This is a genomic window from Faecalibacterium sp. Marseille-Q4896, assembly GCF_017377615.1.
Lineage (GTDB): Bacteria > Bacillota > Clostridia > Oscillospirales > Ruminococcaceae > Faecalibacterium > Faecalibacterium taiwanense.
Window position 1 is genome coordinate 486,981 of the sequence record NZ_JAFREG010000001.1, and the last position, 24,611, is coordinate 511,591.

The window sequence follows — 24,611 nt, forward strand, 5'->3', positions numbered from 1 at the left end:
AAAGGAGTACTATGAAGCAAGATCCCCCCGCCGACCAGCAGCGAGGGGATCTTTTTTACTGTTTTTGAATGCCGAACAGTCTGCGCAGAATGCCGCGCAGCGCCTTGGGGCTTCGGATCACAACTACCTGCATATGCTCCCCGCCTTTCCGTTTTCTGGCCCATCCTATGCAGGCAGGGGCCGGAACGTTCCGGCAAGGGCAGCAGCGCTCAGTCTGCGATGGTCTCCACCACCACCAGCGCACCGCTGCGGGTGGAGATGGTGATGCAGTCCGACCCGGCAGCGTACTCGTTGCTGACGCCCAGCGGGTAGCTGGCGGTCAGCTCCGCATCGGTCAGCTCATAGTAGGAGCCGCGCTCGCACACGCCCTGCGCCCTGCCCTCCATCGGGAAGGCCGAGAAGAAGAAGTACTTCTCCTTCGGGTAGCGGCGGGTCTCGCCGGGCATCACGTAGGTGATGCGGCTGCGCTCATCCAGCAGGGTAGTGCGCACACCGCGCTGTTCCAGCCCAAGGCCGGTGCACAGGTTTGCAAGGGTGTGCTCCACCCGTCTGCCGCCAAGGCCGCCCAGCAGCAGCACCTCGTCAAAGCCCTTTTCCGAGACCAGCTTTGCGGCATACTCGGTGTCGGTATCGTCCTTCACATGGGGCAGCACGATGATATCGTCGTCCTGCTGTTCCGGGCAGGGCGCGGTGTCAAAGTCGCCCACGATGATGTTGGGTCTACGCCCCAGAGGTGCGCAGTTGCGGTAGCCTGCATCACAGGCAATGATAAAGTCGTCCGGCCGCAGGGCCTCTGCCAGCTCCGGAGAAACCGGGCAGGCCGAAATGATCACACAGCGTGACATGAATCTCTTCCTTATCCTTTATACTTTCGGGCGCTGCCAATCCTTCACGTCCTTAACTTCCTCGTACATGGCGCAGTAGCTGTCGTACCGGGTCTGGGAGAGCCTGCCCTCGGCCAGTGCGGCGCGCACGGCACAGCCTTTTTCGCTGCGGTGGGAGCAGCCGGTGAACTGGCACTGGCCCAGATAAGGCCCGAACTCCGGGAACGCATGCTCCAGATTTTCTTTGGGGATGAACCCGGCGCGGTTCGCTTCCAGACTGGCAAAGCCCGGCGTATCCGCAATGCGCCCGCCAAAGGCTTCAAAGATCGTCACCTCACGGGTGGTGTGGCGGCCGCGGCCCAGCTTCTGGCTGATGGCACTGGTCTCGCGCTCTGCTTCCGGCAGCAGGTGGTTCAAAAGGGTGGATTTTCCCACGCCGGAGTTGCCGCAGAACGCACACAGCCTGCCGCTGATCCACTGCTTCACCTCGTCCAGCCCGCCGCCGGTCTCGTAATCGATGCGGATGAACGGCAGGGTCGATTTTTCGTAGGCCTTACGCAGGAATTCCGCCTCGGCCAAGTCGCCCTTGGTGCACACGATCACCGGCTGCACGCCCTTGTCCACCGCAATGGCGGCAAGCTTATCCAGCACCAGCGTGCTGGGCGTGGGCTGGGTGGTGCTGGCCACAAGGAACAGCACATCCAGATTTGCCATCGGAGGCCGCACGAACACATTTTTGCGCGGTGCGATCTCGGCAATGACGGCTGCACCGTTCTCGGTCTCCAGCGTCACCTCATCGCCCGCCACCGGCGTGATCTTCTGTTTGCGGAAAATGCCGCGGGGCTTGCACTCCACAATGCCCTCCGGCGTTTTTACATAGTAAAAGCCGCCGATGCCCTTTGTGATATATCCCTTCATGCATGCCTCCATCAGCTCAGCAGCGAAGACCACCAGTCGGTCAGCGGTTTCTGCGAAGGGTCGCCGCTGCCCGCTGTGCCCTGTTCGGTGCCGGTCTCGGTGCTGGAAGAAGAGGAGCTGCTGCCAAACAGGCCGCTCCACCAGTCGCCGCCGGTGGTGCTGTCGCTGGGTGCTTCCGGTTCCGGTGCAGGCTCCGGCCCTGCGCTTACCACAATGTTCACGCGGCCGTTCAGCTTTGTGGTAGAGCCTGCCGCCGGGTTCTGACTGATGACAGTACCCACCGGCTGGTCGCTGTACTGCTCGGTCTGGCTGCCAAGGCCCAGATGGTTCTGCACCAGCAGGGTGCGGGCATCAGCGGTGCTCATGCCGGTCAGCGAGGGCACCTTGGTGGTGGTTGCCACCTGCGGGCGGCTGATATACATCACCACAGTGCTGCCTGCAGCCACCTGACTGCCCGCCGCCGGGTCGGTGCGGATCACCGCGCCGGATGCCACAGAGGTATCCACAGCCTGCGTTACCAGCACCGAGACACCCAGCTCCTTGAGCTGCTGCTCTGCATCGGCCTGCACATAGTTGGTCAGGTCCGGTACGGTAACGTACTGGGTGCCAAGGCTCACAGTCAGGGTCACATTCTGGCCCTCGCGCACCGTGCGGCCGGACACCGGCGACTGCTTATAGATATAGCCCGCCGCATAGTTACTGTTGTACTCCTGCTCCCAGGTAACGCTGATCTGGCCGGAGACCACCTGCTCGGTGGCAGCAGCCTCGTCCTGCGTCATGCCGATATAATCGCCCAGCGTGATATCGGCCTTGTTGTTCATCAGGTTGGAGGAATCGTTCAGGATCATCCAGCACAGCGCAAGGCACGCCAGTGCAAATGCAATGGTAACGCCGAACAGTGCCGGCAGGAAGATGGTGCGCTTTTTCTTGCGCGGTGCGGCCTTTTTGCCGCGGGGCGCAGGCTTTTCGGCCTGACGGTTTGCACGGTTCTGGTTCATGGTACGTTTCACCACCTTTTCGGGAGCATCTTCTGTAATATACTTGTACTCGAACATCACGGAGGGGTTGTGCACGTAGGTGTCCAGCGCATCCAGCATTTCGCGGGCGGATGCGTAGCGGTTCTGCGGCAGCTTTGCCATGGCCTTTTCGGTGATCTCCACCAGTGCATTCGGCACCTCCGGCGCGATCTCGTGCAAAGACTTCGGCTGATCGGAGATCTGCTTGATGGCAACTTCCACCATGTCGTCTGCATCAAAGGGCAGATGACCGCTGAGCATCTCGTACATCATCACGCCCACCGAGTAGATATCGCTGGTGCAGTCGGTCTCATCGCCCTTGGCCTGCTCCGGGCTGATATAGTGCACGCTGCCCATGGCCTTGCCGCTCAGCAGCTGGTTCTCGGCACGGGAGATGCGCGCAATGCCAAAATCCATCATGCGCAGCTGGCCGTTGTCCAAAAGCATGATGTTCTGGGGCTTGATGTCCCGGTGCACCACACCGTTGGCGTGGGCATGTTCCAGCGCCTTTAAGATCTGGGAGATGAAGTGCACGGTCTCCCGGTTGGTCAGCCTACCGCCGCGCTGGTTAAGGTACTCGCGCAATGTCATGCCGTCCACATATTCCATCACGATATACTGCAGATCATCATTCACCGATACATCGTACACTTTTACGATGTTGGGGTGGTTCAGCAGCGAGATGGCCTTGGATTCATTTTTAAAGCGGCGCACAAGGTCCGGGTCGTGCATATACTCCTGCCGCAGCACCTTTACCGCCACCACGGTACCGGCAGGCACCGGGCCGTTGTGCCCCAGCATGACTGCCTTGTAGACGTTTGCCATGCCGCCGGAACCGATCAGCTCCCGCACCTCATACAGGCCGTCCAGCTTTTTGCCGATCAGGTTGTCCATCAGCGCACCTCCTCCACACACAGCAGCAGCGCGGTGATGTTATCCGGGCCGCCGTTCTCGTTGGCCGTGCGGATCAGAAGGTCCGGCAGGTCGTAGAACCCGCCGGTGCGCAGCAGCTGTTCCAGCTGTTCTCTGGGCACGGCATTGGTCAGGCCGTCCGAGCACAGCAGCAGGATATCCCCTTTCTGCAGCGGTGCGGTGGTGAACTCCGAGTCCAGCCGGTAGTCCACGCCCAGCGCCTTGGTGATGATGTTCTTCTGAGGGTGGTGCTCGGCTTCCTCCACGGTAATGGTGCCGCAGTCCACCAGCTCCTGCACATAGGAGTGGTCGTGGGTGAGCTGGGCAAGCCTGCCGTCCCGGTACAGGTACGCCCGCGAGTCGCCTGCATGACACAGGAACACCTTGCCGCCGCGCACCAGTGCGCACACAGCCGTGGTGCCCATGCCCGCCAGCGATTCCTCACGCAGGGCCTTCTGGAACACAAAGCGGTTGGCGCTGAGCAGGCTCTTTTTCAAAAAGGTCTCCTCTTCGCCGGGCAGGCACTTGGAAGCATACTGCTCCTGAAAGCAGCGCTCGATCACATCGCACGCGCTCTGGCTGGCTTCCCTGCCGCCGCGTGCACCGCCCATGCCGTCGCATACCAGCAGCCATGCGGCATCGCCGGGCAGTTCTCCTGCGCGATAATCGTCCTGATTATCCTGCCGGACCCTGCCGACATCCGTTTTTCCTGCAAGTTTCATAGGCTTCTCCCTTTAATATTTACGCTTTCCCGTTCATTTCGTCACGGCGCAGCTGGCCGCATGCAGCGCTGATCTCGCTGCCAAGGCGGCGGCGCACCGTAGCGTTCACGCCAAGGCTCTCCAGCTTCTGCTGGAAGCGGTGCACGTTGGCTGCATCGGTGGCCGAGTACGGGCTGCCGTCCACCGGGTTGATGGGGATCAGGTTCACATGGGCACCCATGCCCCGGATCAGGTTTGCCAGCTGTCTGGCGCAGGCATCGGAATCATTGACACCGCGCACCATGGAATATTCAAAGCTCACGCGGCGGCCGGTGGTATCCTGATAGCGGCGCACGGCCTGCATCAGCACTTCCACGGGATAGGCATCGTTCACCGGCATCATGCCGCTGCGAATTTCATTGTTGGGTGCGTGCAGCGACACCGAGAGGGTCAGCTGCAGCTTTTTCTCGGCCAGCTGGTCGATCTTGGGCACCAGACCGCAGGTAGAAAGGCTGATGTTGCGCATCCCGATGTTCACGCCCTCGGGCGAGGTGATGTTCTCCAGAAACTTCATCACTTCGTCAAAGTTATCCAGCGGTTCGCCAATGCCCATGAGCACGATGTGGGAAATGCGCTCCCCGATATCCTTCTGGGCGGTGTAGATCTCAGAGCAGATCTCGCCTGCTTCCAGATCGCGCACGCGGCCCGCCTGGGTGGACGCGCAGAAGCGGCAGCCCATGCGGCAGCCCACCTGCGTGGACACACACACCGTGTTGCCGTAGTGGTAGCGCATCACGACGGTCTCGATGCAGTTGCCGTCCGCCATGCGCAGCAGATATTTTACCGTGCCGTCCTTTGCTTCCTGCCTGCGCTCGATCTTGGGCGCGGCAATGTAGAAGCTTTCTTCCAGCTTTGCCAGCAGGGTCTTGGGCTGGTCGGTCATGGCAGAAAACTCGGTGACCAGCTTCTGGTGCACCCAGTGGAAGATCTGCTTTGCCCGGAAGCCCGGCTGACCCATCGCTTTCAGTTCAGCGGTCAGCTCTGCCAGCGTAAAGGAAGAGATACAGCGTTTTTGTTCCATTGTGTTCTCCTATTGTTTTTTACGAACAAGCCGCCTGTTTCATTGCAGCTTTTCCCCGTTTTTCTGCATGGCACACAGGAAAAAACCGTCCATGCCGGTACGGGTGGGCACCGAAAGCGCGCCGTGCTCCCCTGCCGTCATCCCCGCGGGCAGCGCTGCGGCAGGCTCCACCACCGTAAACTCCGGGTGGCGGGCCAGAAATGCCGCGATCTGCTGCTGGTTTTCTGCCGGGTCGATGGTGCAGGTGGAGTACACCAGCCTGCCGCCCGCTTTCAGCAGCTGTGCCGCCGTATCGAGGATGGCCGACTGCGTGGCCAATAATTCAGCTTCGCGGGCCGGTTCCAGCTTTTTGTAGCGCAGATCCGGCTTTTTTGCCAGAATGCCAAGGCCGCTGCAGGGCACATCCGCTAAAATGCGGTCGGCCTGCGGCAGGGCCGGGTTCAGCTTTGTGGCATCGTTGCACAGGGCTTCCACATTAGTCAAGCCCATGCGCTGCACTGCCGTGCGGATCAGGCCCACGCGGTTCTCGGCGGCATCGCAGCTGTAGAGCCTGCCGGTGCTGTGCATCTGCTCGGCCAGCAGGATGGTCTTGCCGCCGGGCGCGGCGCACAGGTCGATGACTGTTTCTCCGGGCTGTGCGTCCACGCAGAGCGCCGCCAGCTGGCTGGCCTGCCCTTCCACATGGAAGTACCCCTGCCGGAACAGCTCATTTTCCGCCGGGCTGCCCTCGAAGCGGGCCAGCACACTGCCGGGCACAATGCCCCGCTTTGCTTCCTTTGCGCCGGAAGCCAGCAGCTTTGCACAAAGCTCATCGGCGCTGCCTTTCAGCGGGTTCGCCCGCAGGCTGGTCATGCCGCCGTCGGCCTTGTAGGTAAGGATATCCAGTGCCTCGTCCGGGTAGTTTTTGTGCAGAAATTCCGCCACATCCCGCCCGGCAGAGCCAAGCACCATGAGCCGCTCCACTTCGTTTTTGAAGCTTGCGGTGCTCAGGTCGTAGCTGCACGCCTTGCGCAGCACGGCGTTGACCAGACCGGATGCGCTGGATTTTTTGAAGGCACGGGTCAGCTTGACGGCCTCGTTCACCGCAGCGGACACCGGCACCTGCATATAGCGGGCCTGCGCCAGCGCCGCGCGCAATATTTCGCGCACCGGTGCATCCAGCTTGGCAAGGCCCTTGGGCAGGAACTGGCACAGGATGTAGTCCAGTGTGCCCCGGTGTTCCAGCACCGTGTAAAAGATGGCGCTGGCAAAAGCTTTATCGCGGCCTTCCAGCTGCTGGCGCTTGAGTTCGGCATCCAGAACAAGGTTGGAAAAGCCATCCTGCTCCTGCCGCACCAGCGCCGCCACTGCCGCCGCGCGGGGATTCGCCGCCATCAGAGGATATCCCCCGTTTTCAGGCGCTGACCGGCCGCAAAGGCGGTGCCGTCCATGGGCTTTTTGCCTTCCGGCACCACATTCAGCAGCTGGACGGCCCCCTCACCGCAAGCCACCGTGAGCGGCTTTGTGGCCAGCACGGTGCCGGGCGCTTCGCCGTGAGCTTCCACGGCACGGCACTCCATCACCTTGAGCTTTTTGCCGCCGGAGGTGACGAACCATGCACCGGGCCACGGGTTCATGCCGCGCACCCAGTTGTGGATGTGGGCAGCCGATTCGGTCAGGCGGAACTCTGCCATCTCCTTGTTCAGCATAGGCGCAAGGCAGGCGTTCTCATGATCCTGCGGCTGGGGTTTCAGCGTTCCGGCGGCGATGGCGGGCACCACCTCGCACAGCACACGGGCACCCACGGCAGTCACGCGGTCAAACAGCTGGCCGCTGGTCTCCTCCGGGTCAATGGCGATCTTCTCGCAGCAGAGCACATCGCCGGTGTCAAGGCCCTCGTCCATCTGCATGATGGAAACGCCGGTCTCGGCATCGCCGTTCAGCACGGCCCACTGCACCGGGGCGCTGCCGCGGTACTTGGGCAGCAGGGAGACATGCAGGTTGATGCAGCCGTACTTCGGCGCTTCCAGCACAGACTTCGGCAGGATGCAGCCATAAGCCACCACCACGATCAGCTCCGGGGCCAGTGCGCGGATGTTCTCGTCCTCGCTGCCGTCCCGCAGGGTGCGGGGCTGGAACACCGGCGTGCCGTGGGCAAGGGCCACTTCCTTGACCGGGGGTGCGGTAAGCACCTGCTTGCGGCCAACCGGCTTGTCCCGCCGGGTGTACACCGCGCAGATGTCATGCCCGGCGGCATACAGGGCTTTGAGGCACTCTGCGGCAATATCCGGCGTGCCCATGAACAAAATGCGCATTACTTGTTTCCTTTCGCTTCGCGGGCAGCTTTTTTGCCCTCTTCGGTATCCTCATAGAAATACTCGCTGGACTGCATGATGGTAATGCCGTCCAGATGGTCGTTCTCGTGCTGGATGCAGCGGCCCAGCAGATTCTCAGCTTCCAGCTCGAACCACTCACCGTGGCGGTCCTGTGCGCGCACCTTGACCGCGGCGGGGCGGGTCACAGCGCCGTTGTGGCCCGGGAAGGACAGACAGCCCTCGTAGGCGGTCTCCTCTTCCTCAGATACAGCCAGGATCTCCGGGTTCACAAAGTCGATAAACTTGTACTCGTAGTTTTCGGGAATTTCTTCCGGGGCATCGGTGGTGTCCCACACCACGAACAGACGGCGCAGCATGCCCACCTGCGGGCCGGCCAGACCCACGCCGTCGGCGGCGATCATGGTCTCGTGCATGTCGTCCAGCAGGGTAGCCAGACGGTCATCAAAGGTGGTGACGGGGCGGCAGACCTTGTTCAGGATGGGATCGCCCTCTTTTACAATGTTACGGATAGCCATTTATGGTACCTCCAAATCAGATGTCACCGTCCGAGTGCAGGTCCACCGCAACGGTGGCCTTGGACGGAAGTTTTTCCTGTTCGTATCTTTCCAGTGTGCTGCGCACGAGGTCGCGGAAGCGGCGGTCGTTGCGGCACTTGATGGTAAGCTTATAGCGATAAGTGTCGTTGATTTTTTCAATACTGCCGGGCGTGGGGCCAAGCACCCGCAGCGGCAGGTCCGGCTGTTTTGCCGCCTGCTGGCCCAGCAGGGCCGCAAAGCGCGCCGCCGCCCGTGCCACCTCAATCTCCTTTGCGCCTGCAAAGCCAATGACGCACAGCCCGCAGAAGGGCGGGTACAGGCCCAGCTTGCGATATGCAATTTCCTGCTCAAAAAAGGCATCGTAGTCCTGCGCGGCGGCAAGGTTCAGCACCGGGTTATCGGGGTCGGTGGTCTGGATGATGGCAAAGCCGGGGTCTCTGGCCCGGCCGCTGCGGCCCACCACCTGCGTGATGAGGCTGAACACGTTCTCATACGCGCGGAAGCCCTGCGCAAACAGCAGCGAGTCGATGCCCAGCACGCCCACAAGGGTCACATCCTCAAAATCCAGTCCCTTGGCCACCATCTGGGTGCCCACCATGATGTCATATTCGTGGTTTGCAAACCTTGCCAGCAGCTTTTCGTGGGCATCCTTTGCGGCAGTGGAATCCTGATCCATGCGCAGCACCCGCGCATCCGGGAACAGCTTTGCCAGCTCTTCCTCGGCTTTCTGGGTGCCGAAGCCCCGGTACTGCAGCTTGCCGCCGCAGGCGGGGCACACAGTGGGCGGTTCCATCTGGCTGCCGCAGTAGTGGCACAATACCTTGTGCGCCGCTTTGTGGTACACCATCGGCACGCTGCATTTTGTGCACTTGAGCACCTCGCGGCAGTCCTCGCACTGGGCCATGGTCTGGTAGCCCCGGCGGTTCAGCAGCAAAATGGTCTGCTTGCCTGCATCCAGATTGCGGCGGATGGCATCTTCCAGTGACAGACTGATCTCCCGCGGGTTGCCTGCCGCCAGCTCTGCGCGCATATCCACGATCTGCACCGTGGGCAGCGGGTTGCCGCCGTAGCGCTGGGTCAGCCGCACCAGCTGGGTGCGGCCATGCTGGGCCGCGTAAAAGCTCTCGGTGCTGGGGGTGGCGCTTGCCAGCAGAAGCAATGCATCGTTTTCCGCCGCGCGCTGCCGGGCCACCTCGTGGGCAGAATAGCGGGGCGCGGATTCCGAGCGGTAGGTGTGCTCCTGCTCCTCATCGATGATGATGAGCCCGATGTTCTCCAGCGGCGAAAAGATGGCGCTGCGGGTACCCACCACGATGTCTGCGCCGCCGTCCTGGATCATCTGCCACTGCAAAAGGCGTTCGGTGTGGTTGAGGGCAGAGTGCTGCACCGCCACCCGGCGGCCAAACTGACTCTTGAGCCGCAGGATCATCTGCGGGGTCAGGCTGATCTCCGGCACCAGCACCAGCGCACGCCTGCCCTGCTCCAGACAGCGGGCAATGAGCTTTAAAAACACCAGCGTCTTGCCGCTGCCGGTCACGCCGTAGAGCAGCGCCGAGTGGGGTGCATCGTCTTCCAGCTTTGGCAGCAGAGCATCGTAAGCCGCCTGCTGCTCCTGCGTGAGGGTGATCGGCTCGTTTTTCAGCGGAATGGACGAATACAGGTCGATGGATTTATTCACCTTGCTGCATTCCAGCACGCCTTTGGCGCACAGGTTATCCAGCACGGCACGGCTGATGCCCTTGTCTTCCAGTTCGTTCAGGGTGCGCGGCCCGCCGCCCAGCAGCGCCACTGCCGCCAATTGCTTGGCTGTCGGCTTCGGCTTTGGCGGCAGCCCACCCACAAGGCGGTAGGAGTTCTCGGTGTGGCGGGTGAGCTGCTTTTGCAGCACCGGCGTTACACCGTCCGCCGCCACGGCAGGCTTGTACTGTGCACCATAGGGAATGACCGCCTTGACCGCTTCATAATAGGTGCAGAAGGTTCGTTCCTTCAGAAAATGCACCAGCCGCAGCAGTTCCGGGGTCAGGCAGGCGGATGCCGGGGCCACGTCGAAAAGATATTTCAGCTTTGCACTTTCCGGCTCGGCATCGCAGGCCAGCACCACGCCCATGCGGGCGCGGCTGCCGCGGCCAAAGGGCACCAGCACCATGCTGCCAAGTTTTACCGCATTCTGCTGGTCCGGCATGACGGCATAGGTATAAAGCTTATCAAAGTGGAAGGTCGCATTGCTGACGGCAACGCCTACCGTTTTGGGCATTCGTCCAGCTCCTTCAAAATGTTATTCTGCGGCACCAATGCGCTGGCAGATGGCCTGATACAGTGCATCAGCGCAGGTATCGACCTGGTCGTTGACCAGCTTCAGGGTGAATTTATCCTGCTGGGCCAGCTCCTTCTGGGCGGTGGCAAGACGTTCCTGAATGCTGTCCTCGGTCTCGGTGCCGCGGCCCCGCAGACGGCGCTCCAGCTCCTCCACCGACGGCGGCAGCAGGAACACGGTGGTCGCGCCCGGGAACATGCGGCGGATGTTCGCTGCGCCGTGCACATCGATGACCAGAACGACCACCTTCCGGGCTGCAAGGCGCTTGTCCACTTCCTCGCGCAGGGTACCGTAGTAGTTGCCGTTGTAGAAGTTGTGCTCCACCACCTGATCGTTCTCGATCAGCTGCTGGAACTGCTCCCGGGTGCGGTAATAATAATCCACGCCCTCCTGCTCACCGGGACGCGGTGCGCGGGTGGTGGCGGAAACAGTCTTTTCGATCTCCGGGTGTGCTTCGCGCAGTGCCTTCACCACGCTGTCCTTGCCGGTACCGGCCGCGCCGGAGACCACAAACAAATATTTATCGTTCGCCATGGGTCTGTTCCTCCTCTGCTGGTGTTTTGCCCTCCTGCCCTGCCGCACGGTTGGCCACCGTTTCCGGCTGAAGCGCCGAGAGCACCACATGATCGGAGTCCATGATAAGCACTGCACGGGTGCTGCGGCCATAGGATGCATCGATCAGCATTCCGCGCTCCCGCGCTTCCTTTACAAGGCGCTTGACCGGGGCGGAATCCGGGCTGACCACTGCCACCACACGGCCTGCACTGACCATATTGCCAAACCCGATGTTGATGAGCTTCATAAACCCCTCCGAATTTTCTGTATCACTCCAGATTCTGGATCTGTTCGCGGATCTTTTCGATCTCCGCCTTCATATCCACCACGATGCGGGTGATATCCAGATCCTGACACTTGGAGCCGATGGTATTGGTCTCGCGGTTCAGCTCCTGCGTCAAAAAGTCCAACTTGCGGCCCACCGGCTCGTCCAGCTTGAGGATATCGCGGTACTGCGCAATGTGGCTGCGCAGGCGCACCGTCTCTTCATCCACAGCGGTCTTATCGCCAAAAATAGCGGCCTCGGTCAGCACGCGGGCATCGTCGATATCGCGGTCCTCCAGAATGACCTTGAGCTTCTCGTACAGGCGGTTGGTGTAGGCTTCCACGCGGCCTGCGCTCAAAGTCTCCACCCTGCCCACGCACTCCTCGAGGAAGTTCAGGCGGTTTTCCACGTCTGCCTTCATCTTGGCACCCTCGGCGGCGCGCATCTCCACAAAGCGGTCCAGCGCCTGTGCGGTAACGGCAGAAACATCTTCCCACAGCTGTTCCTCGTCCACATCCGCGTGGCGGGTGGTGAGCACATCCGGGAAGCGGGTCAGCACACCCGCAGAGATATCGTTCTTGACACCCAGCTGTTCCGAAATATCCCGCATGGCCTGCTGGTAGCTGCGTGCCAGCTCCATGTTGACGGCCACCACCGTATCGGCAGCGTCCACATTCTGCACGGTCATGCTCAGCTCCACCTTGCCGCGGGAAATGCGCTCGTTGAGCTGCTTTTTCAGGCGGCTGTCCAGATAGCTGCAGGTGCGCGGGATGCGCGAAGAATACTCAAAGTAGCGGGAATTCACGCTGCGCAGCTCCACCGTGATCTCACGGCCATTGCGCACAGCAGTCCCCCGGCCAAAGCCGGTCATGCTTAAGATCATAACGCTCTCCTGTTCTTACATTTTCAGTGTTTCAGCTTACAAGTTTCGGTATACGTATCCGCCTTTGGGTACACAAACCCATGTTACGATACATATAGTTTCATTTTACTATTCTTCGGCCCAAAATTCAAGGTGCACTGTTGCGTGCCGCCGCCAAAACCGGCCGCAATACACGGTGCAAAGCAAAAAAGCTCTGATACAAAATCTTCCGATCCTGTATCAGAGCCTGTTTCAGTTGGTTTTATATACGCAGGTCACGCTGTTCTGCAGCAGATTTGCGTTCAGCAGTGCGCGCTCCACCCAGTGGATATTGTCCGCAATGGTATCGCGGGAGACACCGTATTCTGCCGCAATGTTCTCCATGCTGCGGTACTCGCGGCGGTAGAGCAAAGTCAGCACCAGCTTATCCTGCATTGTGATCTTGGTAAAATGCGGCCTGCGCCGGTGCTCCTTGCAATAAGCCGCATTCAGTGCTTCCAGCATCTGGGCAAATTCCTTCCGGGTGATGCCGAAGGTAAATTCATAATCCTGCTCTGTAAATTCCGCAAGGCGCTGTGCCGTGATGCTTCTCATGCAGATCACCTCTTCTTTTTCCGGGGATGCCCGGGTGTCGGCTGCATCCATTTTGATTCATTATAAAATGGATGGATTTTCATGTCAATGAGCCGCCGCCCATTTTTGGGGCCAGATCCGGTGCAAAACACAAAAAGGAGCCTCCCGCCGCAAAAGCGGGAAGCCCCTGAATCCGTTATGAAAGATCAGACGGGATGAGACTGATTGGTGTAGTCCACATGGTCGCCGTCCACGCCCTGCTTCTTGGCATTGCGCTTTTCAAAGAACTTGGGTGCCACCTGCGGGAACATTGCGTAGGTCAGCACATCCTCTTCCTGCGTTGCCCACTTGGCAGCTTCTGCCTTCAGCTTGTCCATCTCAGGAGCCAGAGTATCAGCAAAGCGGCAGGTAATGGGCTGCTCGTCGCCCAGGATCTTCTTGGTGAACTCGGGCTTGATGGGAGCGGGAGTCTTGCCGTAATCACCGTGGACCAGACCCTTGAACTCCTTGGTGACCATCTTGTAGCGCTCGCCCAGGATCACATTGAACACAGCCTGCGTACCAACGATCTGGCTGGTGGGGGTGACCAGCGGCGGATAGCCTGCATCCTCGCGGACGCGGGGGATCTCTGCCAGCACTTCGTCCAGCTTATCTTCCTTGCCGGCATCCTTCAGCTGTTTGAGCATGTTGGAGAACATGCCGCCCGGCACCTGATACAGCAGGGTGTTTGCATCCACGCCGAGGCTCTTCGGGCTGATCTGGCCGTTGGCAATGTACTTCTCGCGCAGCTTTGCAAAGTATGCGCGCACAACGTTCAGCTGCTTCAGATCCAGACCGGTGTCGTAATCGGTGCCCTGCAGGGCAGCGACCAGACTCTCGGTGGGCATGTGGCTGGTGCCCAGGCTCAGGGGGCTCATGGCGGTATCGATGATGTCGGCGCCTGCCTCGATGCCCTTCAGGATGGACATGGAAGCCAGACCTGCGGTGTAGTGGCTGTGGATGTCAACAGGGATGCTGACGGTCTCCTTCAGCTTCTTCACCAGATCGTAGCAGGTATAGGGGGTCAGCAGACCGGCCATATCCTTGATGCAGATGGAGTTTGCGCCCATCTCCTCCAGGGTCTTGGCGTAGGCTGCAAAGTACTCGTTGTTGTGCACGGGGCTGAGGGTGTAGCTGATGCAGCCCTGCACATGAGCGCCTTCCTTGTTGGCTGCCTTGATAGCAGTCTGCAGGTTGCGCGGATCGTTCAGTGCATCGAAAATACGGATCACATCGATGCCGTTTGCAACAGACTTCTGCACAAAGTACTCAACGGCATCGTCTGCGTAGGGGCGGTAGCCCAGCATGTTCTGGCCGCGGAACAGCATCTGCAGCTTCTGGTGGGGCAGCTCTTTGCGCAGGATGCGCAGGCGCTCCCACGGGTCTTCGTCCAGAAAGCGGATGCAGCTGTCGAACGTAGCGCCGCCCCAGCACTCCACGGAGAAGTAGTTGATCTTATCCATTTCCGGCAGGATGGGACGCATCTCATCCATGGTCATGCGGGTGGCCAGCAGAGACTGGTGGGCATCGCGCAGGACGACCTCAGTAACCTTGATCGGCTTTTTGGCCATGATTGTCACCTCTCCCTTAGTTCATGGAAACCAGAACGTCACCGGAGTTGACGGTGTCGCCCTTGTTGACGTTGATGGAAGCCACAGTGCCATCCTGCGGAGCAACGATCTCGTTCTCCATCTTCATGGCCTCCAGGATCACCAGCACGTCGCCAGCCTTCACGGATGCACCGGCCTTGACCTTGACATCCAGAATGTTGCCGGGCATGGGAGCCTTGACGGCAACGGCACCAGCAGCGCCTGCAGCAGCCTTGGGAGCAGCAGCGGGAGCCGGAGCAGCCTTAGGAGCAGCGGGTGCGGCAGGAGCTGCAGCAGCAACCGGAGCAGCACCAGCGGCAGTCTCCTCCACGGAGACGCTGTAAGCAACGCCATTGACGGTAATATTGTAGTACTTCATGGAAGGATCCTCCAAATCAAAATCGTATCAAAAAGATTTATACAGACGATTACAGAGCCATGTTGCCGTGCTTCTTGGGCAGGCGGGCAGCACGCTTGGTGCTCAGCAGTTCCAGTGCGGCAACAACGCTTGCACGCACATTGGCTGCATCGCAGGTCAGGTCCGCAGCGCCGCAGGCAACTGCATTTGCTGCGCTGCACACCTCGGCGGTGTAAGCAGCAGCCTTTGCGTTGGTGGCTGCAATGATGTTGTCGGAAGCATCGATCTCTTCCTTGTACAGGACGCTGACCGCTGCGCTGGGTTCCAGTGCGCTGACGGTGCAGCCAGCCACGGCAATGCGCAGATCGGCAGCAGCCAGAGCGGTGTAAACAGGGCCGACGGCCTTGCCAGCCAGCACAGCCACCTTTGCGGTGGTAGCGTCGGCATAGGTAGCAGCCAGACGGGCAGCCTCACGGATGCCGCCTGCAATGTCATCGGTCGCGCTGGGCACAAAGCCCTCGGTATCCACAATGGTGATCACCGGCACGCTGAAGGCATCGCACAGGCGCACAAAGCGGGAAGCCTTGGCCACGCAGTTGTGGCACAGGGTCTTGCCGGTGGCCACAACGCCCACGGCGTTGCCGCCCACGGTGGCAAATGCGGTGTAAACAGACTTGCCAAAGCCTGCATACAGCTCCACAGCGCTGTCCTTATCGACCACGGCAGCAGCAGCCTTTGCAGGCTCTGCACCGGCAGCCAGAGCAGCAGTGGGCTGCTCGAACTCAAAGATCGCAGGGCCGGTCAGGTTGTTGGCCGGCAGCAGGCCCACGATGTGAGCAGCCTTCTCGGCAGCTTCCTCAGCAGTGGGTGCCACAATGGCGGCCACGCCAGCCTTTGCAGCGGCGGCTGCGGTGCCGGCATCGGCCACCTTGTCGCCCTTGGCAGCAGAGGTGAACGGAGCGGTGAAGAACAGCTCTGCGCCCTCAGCCATGATGCAGACATCTGCATTGGCAGCGCTCAGTGCGCTGGTGCCGCCGCAGACACCCAGAACAACAGCCACCTGCGGGATCACGCCGGAAACCTTTGCGATCTGCGCATTCAGCTTTGCGCTGGCGGTCAGCACGTCCAGACCCTCAGCCAGCTTTGCGCCAACGGAGTTGTAGAAGGTGACGACCGGGCAGCCAGTCTGAGCTGCCATCTCCAGAACCTTGATGTTCTTTTCAACATCCTTTACGGTAACAGCTTCGCCGTTCTGGTAAACAGCGTAAGCCTGCTGACCTGCCGCATAGCCGCAGGCAGCGCTCACTGCACCGTCAGCAAACAGTGCAGTGTATTCCCCGTCATCAAAAAACTTGGCGAGGATTTCTCCCTTATTGATCTTTGAAGCCATGGTAAGACCTCCTGGTTGTCTGTGTGAGCTTTCAAAATTAGTTTTATTATACTGAATTTTCCATAAAAATGCAAGAGATTCTATAAAAGTCCATGCGAATCAACATCTGTCGGCAAAGTTCTACAATTTTTTAACGATTCATCGTTTCTCCGCTTTCTCGCCTTTTTGCGGGCATTTTGCGCCGCATACTCAGCTGCCAAAAATTCTCTTTCAATTTTGTGGATTCTGTCTGTCCCTGCTGCATTTTATTTTATAAGAAGTTATGTTACACTATATTTAATATGTAAATTTTTTTCGCAGAACAGCCCGCCGGGAAGCTTCGGGGCGGGTCATTTTGCAGAATATAAAAGGAAGGCCATGTCAAATTGAAAGATCTGCTCACTTCATTCCGCGCCTCCAACGAAACCTACAACTCCATGAAGCACTCCGCCCGGGCTGTCATCCGCCGCGCCGAGATCCCCCTGCTCGCGGTCATCGTCCTGTATAAGGCTGCAACGAACCTGCTGTTCGTCCCCCTGATGCAGCAGCTCTGGTCGCTCACGCTGCGGTTCGCACCCATGCACTACCTGAGCAACAACAATGCTTCCGATATCTTTTCCTCCCCTGCGATCATCCTGTGCATCACGCTCATTGCCATCCTGACCGCGTTCTGGGCGCTGTATGAGTTTTCCGTCCTGCTGCATGGGCTGGATCTTGCCCGCAAAGGCGAAACGATCCGCCTGCCTGCCCTGCTGCGCACCTCTCTTGCAGATATCCGCCACGCATTCCTGCCGCAGAACTGGCTCGTTCTGGTCTACAGTGCCGTGCTGATCCCGTTCACCAATTTTTTCCTCGCCTATAACTATATCACGCAGCTTGCCGTGCCGGAATACATCATGGGTGTCATCCGGGCAAACAGCCGGTATTACCTGCTCTATCTGGCTGCCGGTGCCGCCTTGCTGTTCCTCTGTGTCAGCTGGGTGCTGGTGCTGCCGCTGTTCGTGCTGGAGCGCAAAAGCCTGTGGCAGTCGGTAAAGGAAAGCTTTTGCTGCATCCGCAGGCGCGTCTTCCGTGCTTTTCTTTTGCTGCTGCGCTGGAACCTCTCGGTCGTCCTGCGTTCCCTGCTGCTGACGGCAGCGGTTGCCGTGCCGCTGTACGGCATCATCATCGCGGTCGGGCTGCAGAGCACACAGGCCATGTTTGCACTGTCCCGCGCGGCGCTGGCCATTGAGATGCCTTTCTTCCAGTTCCTGATCGACTGCGCCATCACCATGGCGCAGTGCACGATCCTCACCATGCTGCACTGCCGCCTGCGGGAATTTCTCCCCTTTGAGCCGGAGCCGGTCCAGAGCGGAAAGCATCACCGTTCCACCGGCAGGCTGCTTCTGGGTGCATCGGTTGCGGGTGCTACTCTGCTCACCTTTGCGCTGGCATTCTGTTACCTTGCCCTGCCCAGAGACGACGAGCTGCTCTCCATGCTGGGCGGCGTTGCGCCGGTAGTCACCGCGCACCGCGGCTACTCCGCTGCCGCACCGGAAAACACCCTGCCCGCTTTCCAGCTGGCCATCGATCAGGGCTGCGAGTGGGCCGAGCTGGATGTGCAGATGACCAGGGACGGCGTGGTCATGGTGACCCACGATACCAGCCTGCGCCGCTGCACCGGCCGCAACGAGAACATCTACGACCTGACCTGTAACGAGGTTCGCAAGCTGGATGCCGGGCGCTGGTTCGGCCAGAAGTACACTGGTGCCAAAGTTCCCACACTGGAAGAAGTGCTGGACCTGTGCAAAGGTAAGATCCAGCTGAACATTGAGATCAAGCCCAATGCCGCCACCCCGGAGCTGGAAGCGGAAACCATCCGCATCATCCGCGAAAAAGGCTTTGCGCAGGACTGCACCATCACCTCGCAGAGTTATGAAACCCTCTGCAAGGTCAAGGAGCTGGCACCGGAGATCCGGACCGGCTATATCCTTGCACTGGGCGTGGGCAGTTATTACGATCTGCCTGCCGCAGATTTCTTCAGCGTACAGTCCACCTTTATCACCTCCGGTATGGTGCAGCAGATCCATAAGCGCAGCAAGACGATCTCCGCATGGACCGTCAACCGCGAAGAGGATGCCAGCGAACTGCTGAGCATCGGCGTGGACGACCTGATCACCGATAAGCCGGATATGATCCAGCAGCTGCTGAGCGAGGATGCCGACCTTGACAACAGCCTCGTCCTCCTGCGCGACTTCATCCGTGACCTGTTCGCTCCGTCCGATGTCGATGAACCCACTCCTGAGGAAGAGACCATCGAAGAAGCCATCGAGGACCCGGACGAATTGCTGGATGCGTCGTAATCGCGGCAAAGATCAAGTATTCTGTTAAACTACCCGTACACACATAAAAAGCCCCCTGCCAGTTCATCACCGGCAGGGGGCTTACAAGTTTACCTGATCCAGTTTTATCAAGAAAGATCATTCCAATTCGGTAAGCTTGGATCTTTACGAAGCAATTTATTTCATAAATCGGTACTGTGAACAAATCACTTACATTCCTTCTTCATAGCAGAATAACCGATGAGAACGGTCCACACATAGGCACAGGTCTTGGGGATCATCAGCATACCGATCATGGGGACGGTATTGGCCCAAAGAACAACGGGAATGTAGAACCCGAAGCTCAGCACGATGGTCATCCACATCCAGCGAAAAGCCGAGTCGTCATGCTCCTTGGCACTGCGGTAGAACAACACGATGATCAGCAGGCCCATCAGTGCAAAAGGAATGTTACGGTAAATGCCCCAGGACAGCGGGGATTCGGCGCTCAGCCACTGGTTCTGCGGCATCATGCACAGGATAACACGCACGGCAGCCAGACCGTAGATGGCGGCAGTCAGGCCATTGTTGCCCTTGACCCGGTAGCGCTCACGCCATACATAGTACAGCAGCACATAAAAGACAGTCATTGTCACAGAGGTGATCCACTTACCCAGACCCAGGGGGACGGTAAAGTTTTCAAAGCCCGTGGTGCATAGAGCCAGAGCACGGGGAATCAGATGGAACGAGTCGCCGGCACCCAGAACGACAGCCATCAGACCGAACAGCTTGAACTGGTGGTTGCCCTTGCAGCCACAAATCATCAGGATACCGATGGTGATGACGGATACCAGATACACCGCATCAAAAACAGTTTCTACGATTGCTTGCATAGTTGATTGCTCCTTGTTGATAGATCAAATTGATTGTAACACTGCATTTTTTGCAGGGTTGGCTTAGTTTTTACGGTCATCAATGGCTTGTTTGGCAAAGTTGCATCCAAAGCGCAGGATGTTGAAGCTTGCATTCCTCCACACAAGACAGGCGAGCAGCAACAGGATATTGCGATGAACTTTCCTATGAGTGTCTCTCTTGAGTGAACACTGTTCATTTTGGACATTATAAAATTCCCACAGCAGTGTGGGAAGAAAATGCAGTCAATATAAAGTTCTGCGCACGATTTCCAGCACAGCGGCGGGGTCGTAGTCCTGCCGCAGCAAGGCAGACAGCATCAGCGAAAATAGAACATCGGCAAATTTTTCAACGGTGAATTGCGCGTTAAAAGCGTCCGGACGGATTTTGGTATCCTGTTGCAGCACCGTACACAGACCATTTAAGATATGGTGCCAGATTTGCTGCATGTGCCGTTTGCCATCGGCCTTGTCCTCCTGCATAAAGCCGAGAGAGTGCAGTGTGAAGAATCCAGGATACTGCTCACAGCCGTAGGCCATACGCTCATACATCCATTTGACACAGGTCTGCACGTCCTGAAATACGGCCTCGTCCTGCGGACGGTGGAAAATTTCGCACCAGACGCTCTCGACCGTGGCGCTGATAAGCTCAGCCTTGGAGTCATAATAATTGTAGATCGAGCCGACCGAGACCCCGCATGCCGAGGCGACAGAACGGATACTGACCGCCGCCCAGCCCTTTTCCCGGATAAGCTCACGGCTGTTTTTTAAGATATCTTCCTTGGAGGTTACGATTGTATTCATGTGGTCACCTTCAATATGAACAACGTTCATTTTCATTATACTGCCCGTTCTCACTTTGTCAAGAGGATTTCATAAAAGATTTATATTTTTGTGGTTCTCCCTTTGAGCCATGTTCACGAATGGAAAATATGAATCAGCTGAAAGTTTACAAACCAAACACAGGTTTTTGCATTGGCTATGAGGTCACAGACACCACCGACCCAGATTTCCCGGAAAAGCACATGGCAGTCAGCTTCCGCTATCGCCTGCTGGATGAGTTCTTAAAGGAGTGGCAACTCCGCAAGAAGCAGCTCCGGGAGGGCGAGATCACCAAGGAAGAGTATCTGGAATGGAAGCTCAACTGGCCTCAGACTGCCGACGGCTGCGGCCGGTACGAGCCGAAGAAAAAGTGGCGTAAAGAATAAAAGACACAAAAATGCCCTCTGAAAAACTTACCGTTTCTCAGAGGGCATTCTCATGTCTCTCTTTGTGAATAATCGCCTGATAGTATCAAAGCAGTATCACAGAGCCTTTTGGCTCTCGAAATATTGCATTGCATCAATACTTTTCAGATTTTGAAGATTACTCGAGCTCAATGGTTGCCGGCGGCTTACCGGTGCAATCATAGAACACGCGGTTCACATGCTTGACCTCATTGACGATGCGGCTGGTGACAGTGCCCAGAACATCCCAGGGCATATTATAGCTCTCCGCGGTCATAAAGTCGGTGGTGGTCACAGCACGCAGCGCCACAGCGTAATCATAGGTGCGCTCGTCGCCCATGACGCCCACACTGTGCATGTTGGTCAAGGCTGCATAGTACTGGCTGATCTCCTTATCCAGACCCGCCTTTGCGATCTCCTCACGCCAGATCGCGTCGGCATCCTGCACGATTGCCACCTTCTCAGGGGTCACTTCGCCGATGATGCGGATGCCAAGGCCCGGGCCGGGGAACGGCTGACGGCTGACCAGATATTCGGGCAGGCCCAGCTCACGGCCGGCCTGACGCACCTCGTCTTTGAACAGGTTGCGCAGCGGCTCCACCAACTCCTTGAAGTCCACGGTGTCGGGCAGACCGCCAACGTTGTGGTGGCTCTTGATAACAGTGGACTCACCGCCCAGACCGCTCTCAACGACATCCGGGTAAATGGTACCCTGTGCCAGGAAATCCACCTTGCCGATCTTCTTGGCCTGCTCTTCAAACACACGGATGAACTCTTCGCCGATGATCTTGCGCTTGCGCTCCGGCTCGGTGACACCAGCCAGCTTTGCAAAGTAGCGTTCGCGGGCATCCACACAGATAAAGTTGATATCAAAGCCGTTGGCATTGCCCGGGCCGAATACAGAGCAGACCTCTTCCTTCTCGTTCTTACGCAGCAGACCGTGATCCACGAACACGCAGGTCAGCTGCTTGCCGATGGCCTTAGCCAACATAGCTGCCAGAACGGAGGAATCCACGCCGCCGGACAAGGCGCACAGCACCTTGCCATCGCCGATGCGCTCACGCAGGGCCTTGACGTTGTTCTCCACAAAGGAGTCCATCTTCCAGTCGCCGGTGCAGCCGCAGACATTGTACACGAAGTTGCGCAGCATCTTCTTGCCTTCCGCAGTGTGCAGCACTTCCGGATGGAACTGGACCGCGTACAGGCCCTTCTCAGCGTTCTCTGCCGCAGCTACCGGACAGTTGACCGTGTGAGCAGTGATCTTAAAGCCGGGCGCTGCCTGCTCAATATAGTCGTTGTGGCTCATCCAGCAAATGGTGGAGGGCTGCACATCGGTGAACATCTTGCTGTTCGTGTCCACGAACACCTCAGTCTTGCCGTACTCGCGCTCCGGTGCGCGGCAGACATGGCCGCCCAGCAGATGCATCATCAGCTGGCTGCCGTAGCAGATGCCCAGCACAGGCACACCCCAGTTGAAGATCTCAGGGTCGATCGTGGGGGAATCCTCCAGATAAACGCTGTTGGGGCCACCGGTAAAGATGATACCCTTGGGGTTCTTTGCCTTGATAACCGACAGATCGGTTTTATAGGAATAGATTTCACAGTAGACATTGTTCTCGCGGACGCGGCGCGCGATCAGCTGATTGTACTGGCCGCCAAAGTCCAGCACGATGACAGTTTCATGCTGCATGAAGTTCTCTCCTCCCTTATCCATTCAATGTGTTTCTACAGATAAAATCAGTATAGCACATCTGCCAAATAAAAGCGACATCATTTGTGAATTTTCCTGTTTTTATTTTTCACGTATGGGATGCCGCAACACCGTTTTCAGTGTTCCCGGTGCAGCGCGGCGAGGATCACTCAGATAAATCTCGTGGTGGAAGCGTGTCTCTGAAAAATCAAGCATATACCCCTGCTCTACGGCAAAGGCATCCATCTGCGCCAGCGTTTTCGGTTCTTCATCATAAGGGCCGATATGCAGGCACTGAACGCAAAGTCCCTCGTCATAGGTCAGAAATTCCGCCTTGGAAAAATCCTTTTTCTTTTTTGCCGTTGCTTCCTGTACGGCCCAATCAAACGCTTCCGGCGTCACGAATTCTGGCAGTCGGATCATGGATGTCCACTCAAATGTTTCTTTATGTGCATAGTCAACGCCATCCACGCCCTTCTGATGCCACAAGCCCTCCAACGGTGGAACCACATATTCAAAATAGCCGTCCATCTTGTGGCTGCCCTTATAGCTCATTTTGATGGTGAAAGCAATGCCGTACAGCACTCCCATAGCCTCCTGATAGGCTCCACCCGGAGCATTCGGGTCGCCCTTGCCGTGCACTGCCACAAAATTCATACGCGGTATCGTAATCAGGTGCGGTTTTTTCGGCGGGAGATAAAATTCCCTGTACTCTTTCTTATAATCAAACGGCATTACTCTTCACCCCATCCAGAAGTTCATGCTGCTTCTTTTTTGCTGAATCCCCTCAGCACCAGCCGATAGGACTTTTCCAGCATTTCCTTTTTCAGTATACCAGAACAACCTTGTTTTGTAAACAAAAAGTTGTGACATGCCGCAAAAAAATCCCCTGCCCTTACGGACAGAGGATCTAAAACAAAAAGAGACCTTCCCACTCTCCGGAATGGGAAGGTCTCTCGTAAGTTTAACCTTTAGCCTTAGGAAAGGCGCGAAGGGTCAAAATCACTCAATGATCTTGCCAACAACGCCAGAACCAACGGTACGGCCACCCTCACGGATAGCGAAACGCAGGCCCTCTTCCATAGCAACAGGGGTCAGCAGCTCAACGTGCATCATGACGTTATCGCCGGGCATGCACATCTCAGTGCCTTCGGGCAGAGTGATGATACCGGTCACGTCGGTGGTGCGGAAGTAGAACTGAGGACGATAGTTGGAGAAGAACGGGGTGTGACGGCCGCCTTCGTCCTTGGTCAGAACGTACACCTGAGACTCGAAAGTCTTGTGGGGGTGCACAGAACCGGGCTTAGCCAGAACCTGACCACGCTCGATCTGGGTACGATCAACACCACGCAGCAGAGCGCCGATGTTATCGCCAGCCTCAGCGAAGTCCAGAGACTTACGGAACATCTCCAGACCGGTGATGGTGGTGCTCAGACGATCGGGCTTGATGCCGACGATCTCCATAGCATCGCCAACCTTAGCAATACCACGCTCAACACGACCGGTTGCAACAGTACCACGGCCAGAAATGGTCATGACATCCTCGATGGGCATCAGGAAGGGCTTGTCTTCCTCACGATCGGGGTTGGGGATATAGGTGTCAACAGCGTCCATCAGCTCCTTGATGCAAGCATACTCGGGAGCATTGGGATCAGTGGAGGTAGACTCCAGAGCCTTCAGAGCGGAACCACGAATGATCGGGGTGTCGTCGCCGGGGAAGTCGTACTCGGTCAGCAGCTCACGGATCTCCATCTCGACCAGATCCAGCAGCTCTTCGTCGTCGACCATATCGCACTTGTTCATGAACACGACGATATAGGGCACGCCGACCTGACGAGCCAGCAGGATGTGCTCACGGGTCTGGGGCATGGGACCATCGGTAGCAGCAACGACCAGAATAGCGCCGTCCATCTGAGCAGCACCAGTGATCATGTTCTTAACGTAGTCAGCATGGCCCGGGCAGTCAACGTGAGCGTAGTGACGAGCGTCGGTCTGATACTCAACGTGAGCGGAGTTGATCGTGATACCACGAGCACGCTCCTCAGGAGCCTTATCGATGTTGGCATAATCCATGAAGTCTGCGTCGCCCTTCAGAGCCAGGTACTTGGTGATAGCGGCGGTCAGAGTGGTCTTGCCGTGGTCAACGTGACCGATGGTGCCGATGTTCACATGCGGCTTAGAACGGTCGAACTTTGCCTTTTCAGCCATTGGAATATCCTCCCTTAATTTAGGTTTTGATATTTGGTTACAACAACCC

General features: G+C 58.0%; 23 protein-coding genes. 2 read left to right on the top strand and 21 right to left on the bottom strand.

What is annotated here, in order from left to right:
• Nucleotides 1–209: 209 nt before the first annotated feature.
• The 16 genes from J3348_RS02580 to J3348_RS02655 form a co-directional block, all read right to left on the bottom strand.
• Nucleotides 210–845, bottom strand: a complete 636-nt coding sequence (locus J3348_RS02580; RefSeq protein ID WP_044953453.1) for a thiamine diphosphokinase — start codon at nt 843–845, stop codon at nt 210–212.
• Nucleotides 846–863: 18 nt separating this feature from the next.
• Entirely contained in the window at nt 864–1,742 is an 879-nt protein-coding gene (gene rsgA / locus J3348_RS02585; RefSeq protein ID WP_207698234.1) for a ribosome small subunit-dependent GTPase A, read from the bottom strand.
• Between the two features lie 11 nt (nt 1,743–1,753).
• Nucleotides 1,754–3,652 (bottom strand): Stk1 family PASTA domain-containing Ser/Thr kinase, encoded by a 1,899-nt coding sequence (gene pknB / locus J3348_RS02590; protein ID WP_097781908.1) that lies wholly within the window; start codon nt 3,650–3,652, stop codon nt 1,754–1,756.
• Nucleotides 3,652–4,392, bottom strand: coding sequence for a Stp1/IreP family PP2C-type Ser/Thr phosphatase (locus tag J3348_RS02595; RefSeq protein ID WP_005940264.1), 741 nt, complete (start codon nt 4,390–4,392; stop codon nt 3,652–3,654). The genes pknB and J3348_RS02595 overlap by 1 nt, the downstream gene beginning before the upstream one ends.
• Before the next feature lie 19 nt (nt 4,393–4,411).
• Nucleotides 4,412–5,452, bottom strand: coding sequence for a 23S rRNA (adenine(2503)-C(2))-methyltransferase RlmN (gene rlmN, locus J3348_RS02600; RefSeq protein ID WP_005940261.1), 1,041 nt, complete (start codon nt 5,450–5,452; stop codon nt 4,412–4,414).
• A gap of 39 nt (nt 5,453–5,491) precedes the next feature.
• Nucleotides 5,492–6,826, bottom strand: coding sequence for a 16S rRNA (cytosine(967)-C(5))-methyltransferase RsmB (gene rsmB / locus J3348_RS02605; RefSeq protein WP_207698235.1), 1,335 nt, complete (start codon nt 6,824–6,826; stop codon nt 5,492–5,494).
• Nucleotides 6,826–7,746, bottom strand: a complete 921-nt coding sequence (gene fmt, locus J3348_RS02610) for a methionyl-tRNA formyltransferase (protein WP_005940255.1) — start codon at nt 7,744–7,746, stop codon at nt 6,826–6,828. Before fmt ends, rsmB begins: the two co-directional genes overlap by 1 nt.
• Nucleotides 7,746–8,282 carry a peptide deformylase gene (gene def / locus J3348_RS02615; protein WP_097774854.1) on the bottom strand — a complete coding sequence of 179 codons (537 nt, stop codon included), beginning with the start codon at nt 8,280–8,282 and terminating at the stop codon, nt 7,746–7,748. The genes fmt and def overlap by 1 nt, the downstream gene beginning before the upstream one ends.
• A gap of 16 nt (nt 8,283–8,298) precedes the next feature.
• A complete protein-coding gene (gene priA / locus J3348_RS02620; RefSeq protein WP_097774853.1) occupies nt 8,299–10,557 on the bottom strand; it encodes a primosomal protein N' in 2,259 nt (752 codons plus the stop codon).
• Between the two features lie 21 nt (nt 10,558–10,578).
• A complete protein-coding gene (gene gmk / locus J3348_RS02625; RefSeq protein ID WP_097774852.1) occupies nt 10,579–11,151 on the bottom strand; it encodes a guanylate kinase in 573 nt (190 codons plus the stop codon).
• Complete coding sequence (locus tag J3348_RS02630; protein WP_005940246.1) at nt 11,138–11,419, bottom strand: DUF370 domain-containing protein; 282 nt, start codon at nt 11,417–11,419, stop codon at nt 11,138–11,140. Before J3348_RS02630 ends, gmk begins: the two co-directional genes overlap by 14 nt.
• 22 nt (nt 11,420–11,441) lie before the next feature.
• Nucleotides 11,442–12,320 (bottom strand): YicC/YloC family endoribonuclease, encoded by an 879-nt coding sequence (locus J3348_RS02635; RefSeq protein ID WP_097774851.1) that lies wholly within the window; start codon nt 12,318–12,320, stop codon nt 11,442–11,444.
• Nucleotides 12,321–12,551: 231 nt separating this feature from the next.
• Nucleotides 12,552–12,893: a transposase family protein gene (locus tag J3348_RS02640; protein WP_044953484.1), complete on the bottom strand. Its 342-nt coding sequence runs from the start codon at nt 12,891–12,893 to the stop codon at nt 12,552–12,554.
• 185 nt (nt 12,894–13,078) lie between these two features.
• Entirely contained in the window at nt 13,079–14,482 is a 1,404-nt protein-coding gene (locus tag J3348_RS02645) for an oxaloacetate decarboxylase subunit alpha (protein WP_005940236.1), read from the bottom strand.
• Nucleotides 14,483–14,498: 16 nt separating this feature from the next.
• Nucleotides 14,499–14,879 carry a biotin/lipoyl-containing protein gene (locus tag J3348_RS02650; RefSeq protein WP_005940233.1) on the bottom strand — a complete coding sequence of 127 codons (381 nt, stop codon included), beginning with the start codon at nt 14,877–14,879 and terminating at the stop codon, nt 14,499–14,501.
• 49 nt (nt 14,880–14,928) lie between these two features.
• Nucleotides 14,929–16,248, bottom strand: a complete 1,320-nt coding sequence (locus tag J3348_RS02655; protein ID WP_005940230.1) for a carboxyl transferase domain-containing protein — start codon at nt 16,246–16,248, stop codon at nt 14,929–14,931.
• A 365-nt stretch (nt 16,249–16,613) separates the two neighbouring features.
• On the opposite strand from J3348_RS02655, the gene J3348_RS02660 reads away from it, so the two are divergent.
• Nucleotides 16,614–18,569 carry a glycerophosphodiester phosphodiesterase family protein gene (locus J3348_RS02660; RefSeq protein ID WP_242702838.1) on the top strand — a complete coding sequence of 652 codons (1,956 nt, stop codon included), beginning with the start codon at nt 16,614–16,616 and terminating at the stop codon, nt 18,567–18,569.
• A 185-nt stretch (nt 18,570–18,754) separates the two neighbouring features.
• Here J3348_RS02660 and J3348_RS02665 read toward each other — a convergent pair whose 3' ends face one another.
• Entirely contained in the window at nt 18,755–19,420 is a 666-nt protein-coding gene (locus tag J3348_RS02665) for a hypothetical protein (protein ID WP_207698236.1), read from the bottom strand.
• A 264-nt stretch (nt 19,421–19,684) separates the two neighbouring features.
• Nucleotides 19,685–20,242, bottom strand: coding sequence for a TetR/AcrR family transcriptional regulator (locus J3348_RS02670; RefSeq protein ID WP_097781913.1), 558 nt, complete (start codon nt 20,240–20,242; stop codon nt 19,685–19,687).
• Nucleotides 20,243–20,370: 128 nt separating this feature from the next.
• Between J3348_RS02670 and J3348_RS14450 the strand changes: the two genes are divergently transcribed.
• Nucleotides 20,371–20,646: a hypothetical protein gene (locus J3348_RS14450; protein ID WP_207698237.1), complete on the top strand. Its 276-nt coding sequence runs from the start codon at nt 20,371–20,373 to the stop codon at nt 20,644–20,646.
• 157 nt (nt 20,647–20,803) lie between these two features.
• Here J3348_RS14450 and guaA read toward each other — a convergent pair whose 3' ends face one another.
• The 3 genes from guaA to tuf form a co-directional block, all read right to left on the bottom strand.
• Nucleotides 20,804–22,354 (bottom strand): glutamine-hydrolyzing GMP synthase, encoded by a 1,551-nt coding sequence (gene guaA, locus J3348_RS02680; protein ID WP_044953447.1) that lies wholly within the window; start codon nt 22,352–22,354, stop codon nt 20,804–20,806.
• Between the two features lie 102 nt (nt 22,355–22,456).
• Nucleotides 22,457–23,089: a GyrI-like domain-containing protein gene (locus J3348_RS02685; protein ID WP_097781920.1), complete on the bottom strand. Its 633-nt coding sequence runs from the start codon at nt 23,087–23,089 to the stop codon at nt 22,457–22,459.
• A 267-nt stretch (nt 23,090–23,356) separates the two neighbouring features.
• Entirely contained in the window at nt 23,357–24,562 is a 1,206-nt protein-coding gene (tuf, locus tag J3348_RS02690) for an elongation factor Tu (protein WP_005940209.1), read from the bottom strand.
• Between the last annotated feature and the right edge of the window lie 49 nt (nt 24,563–24,611).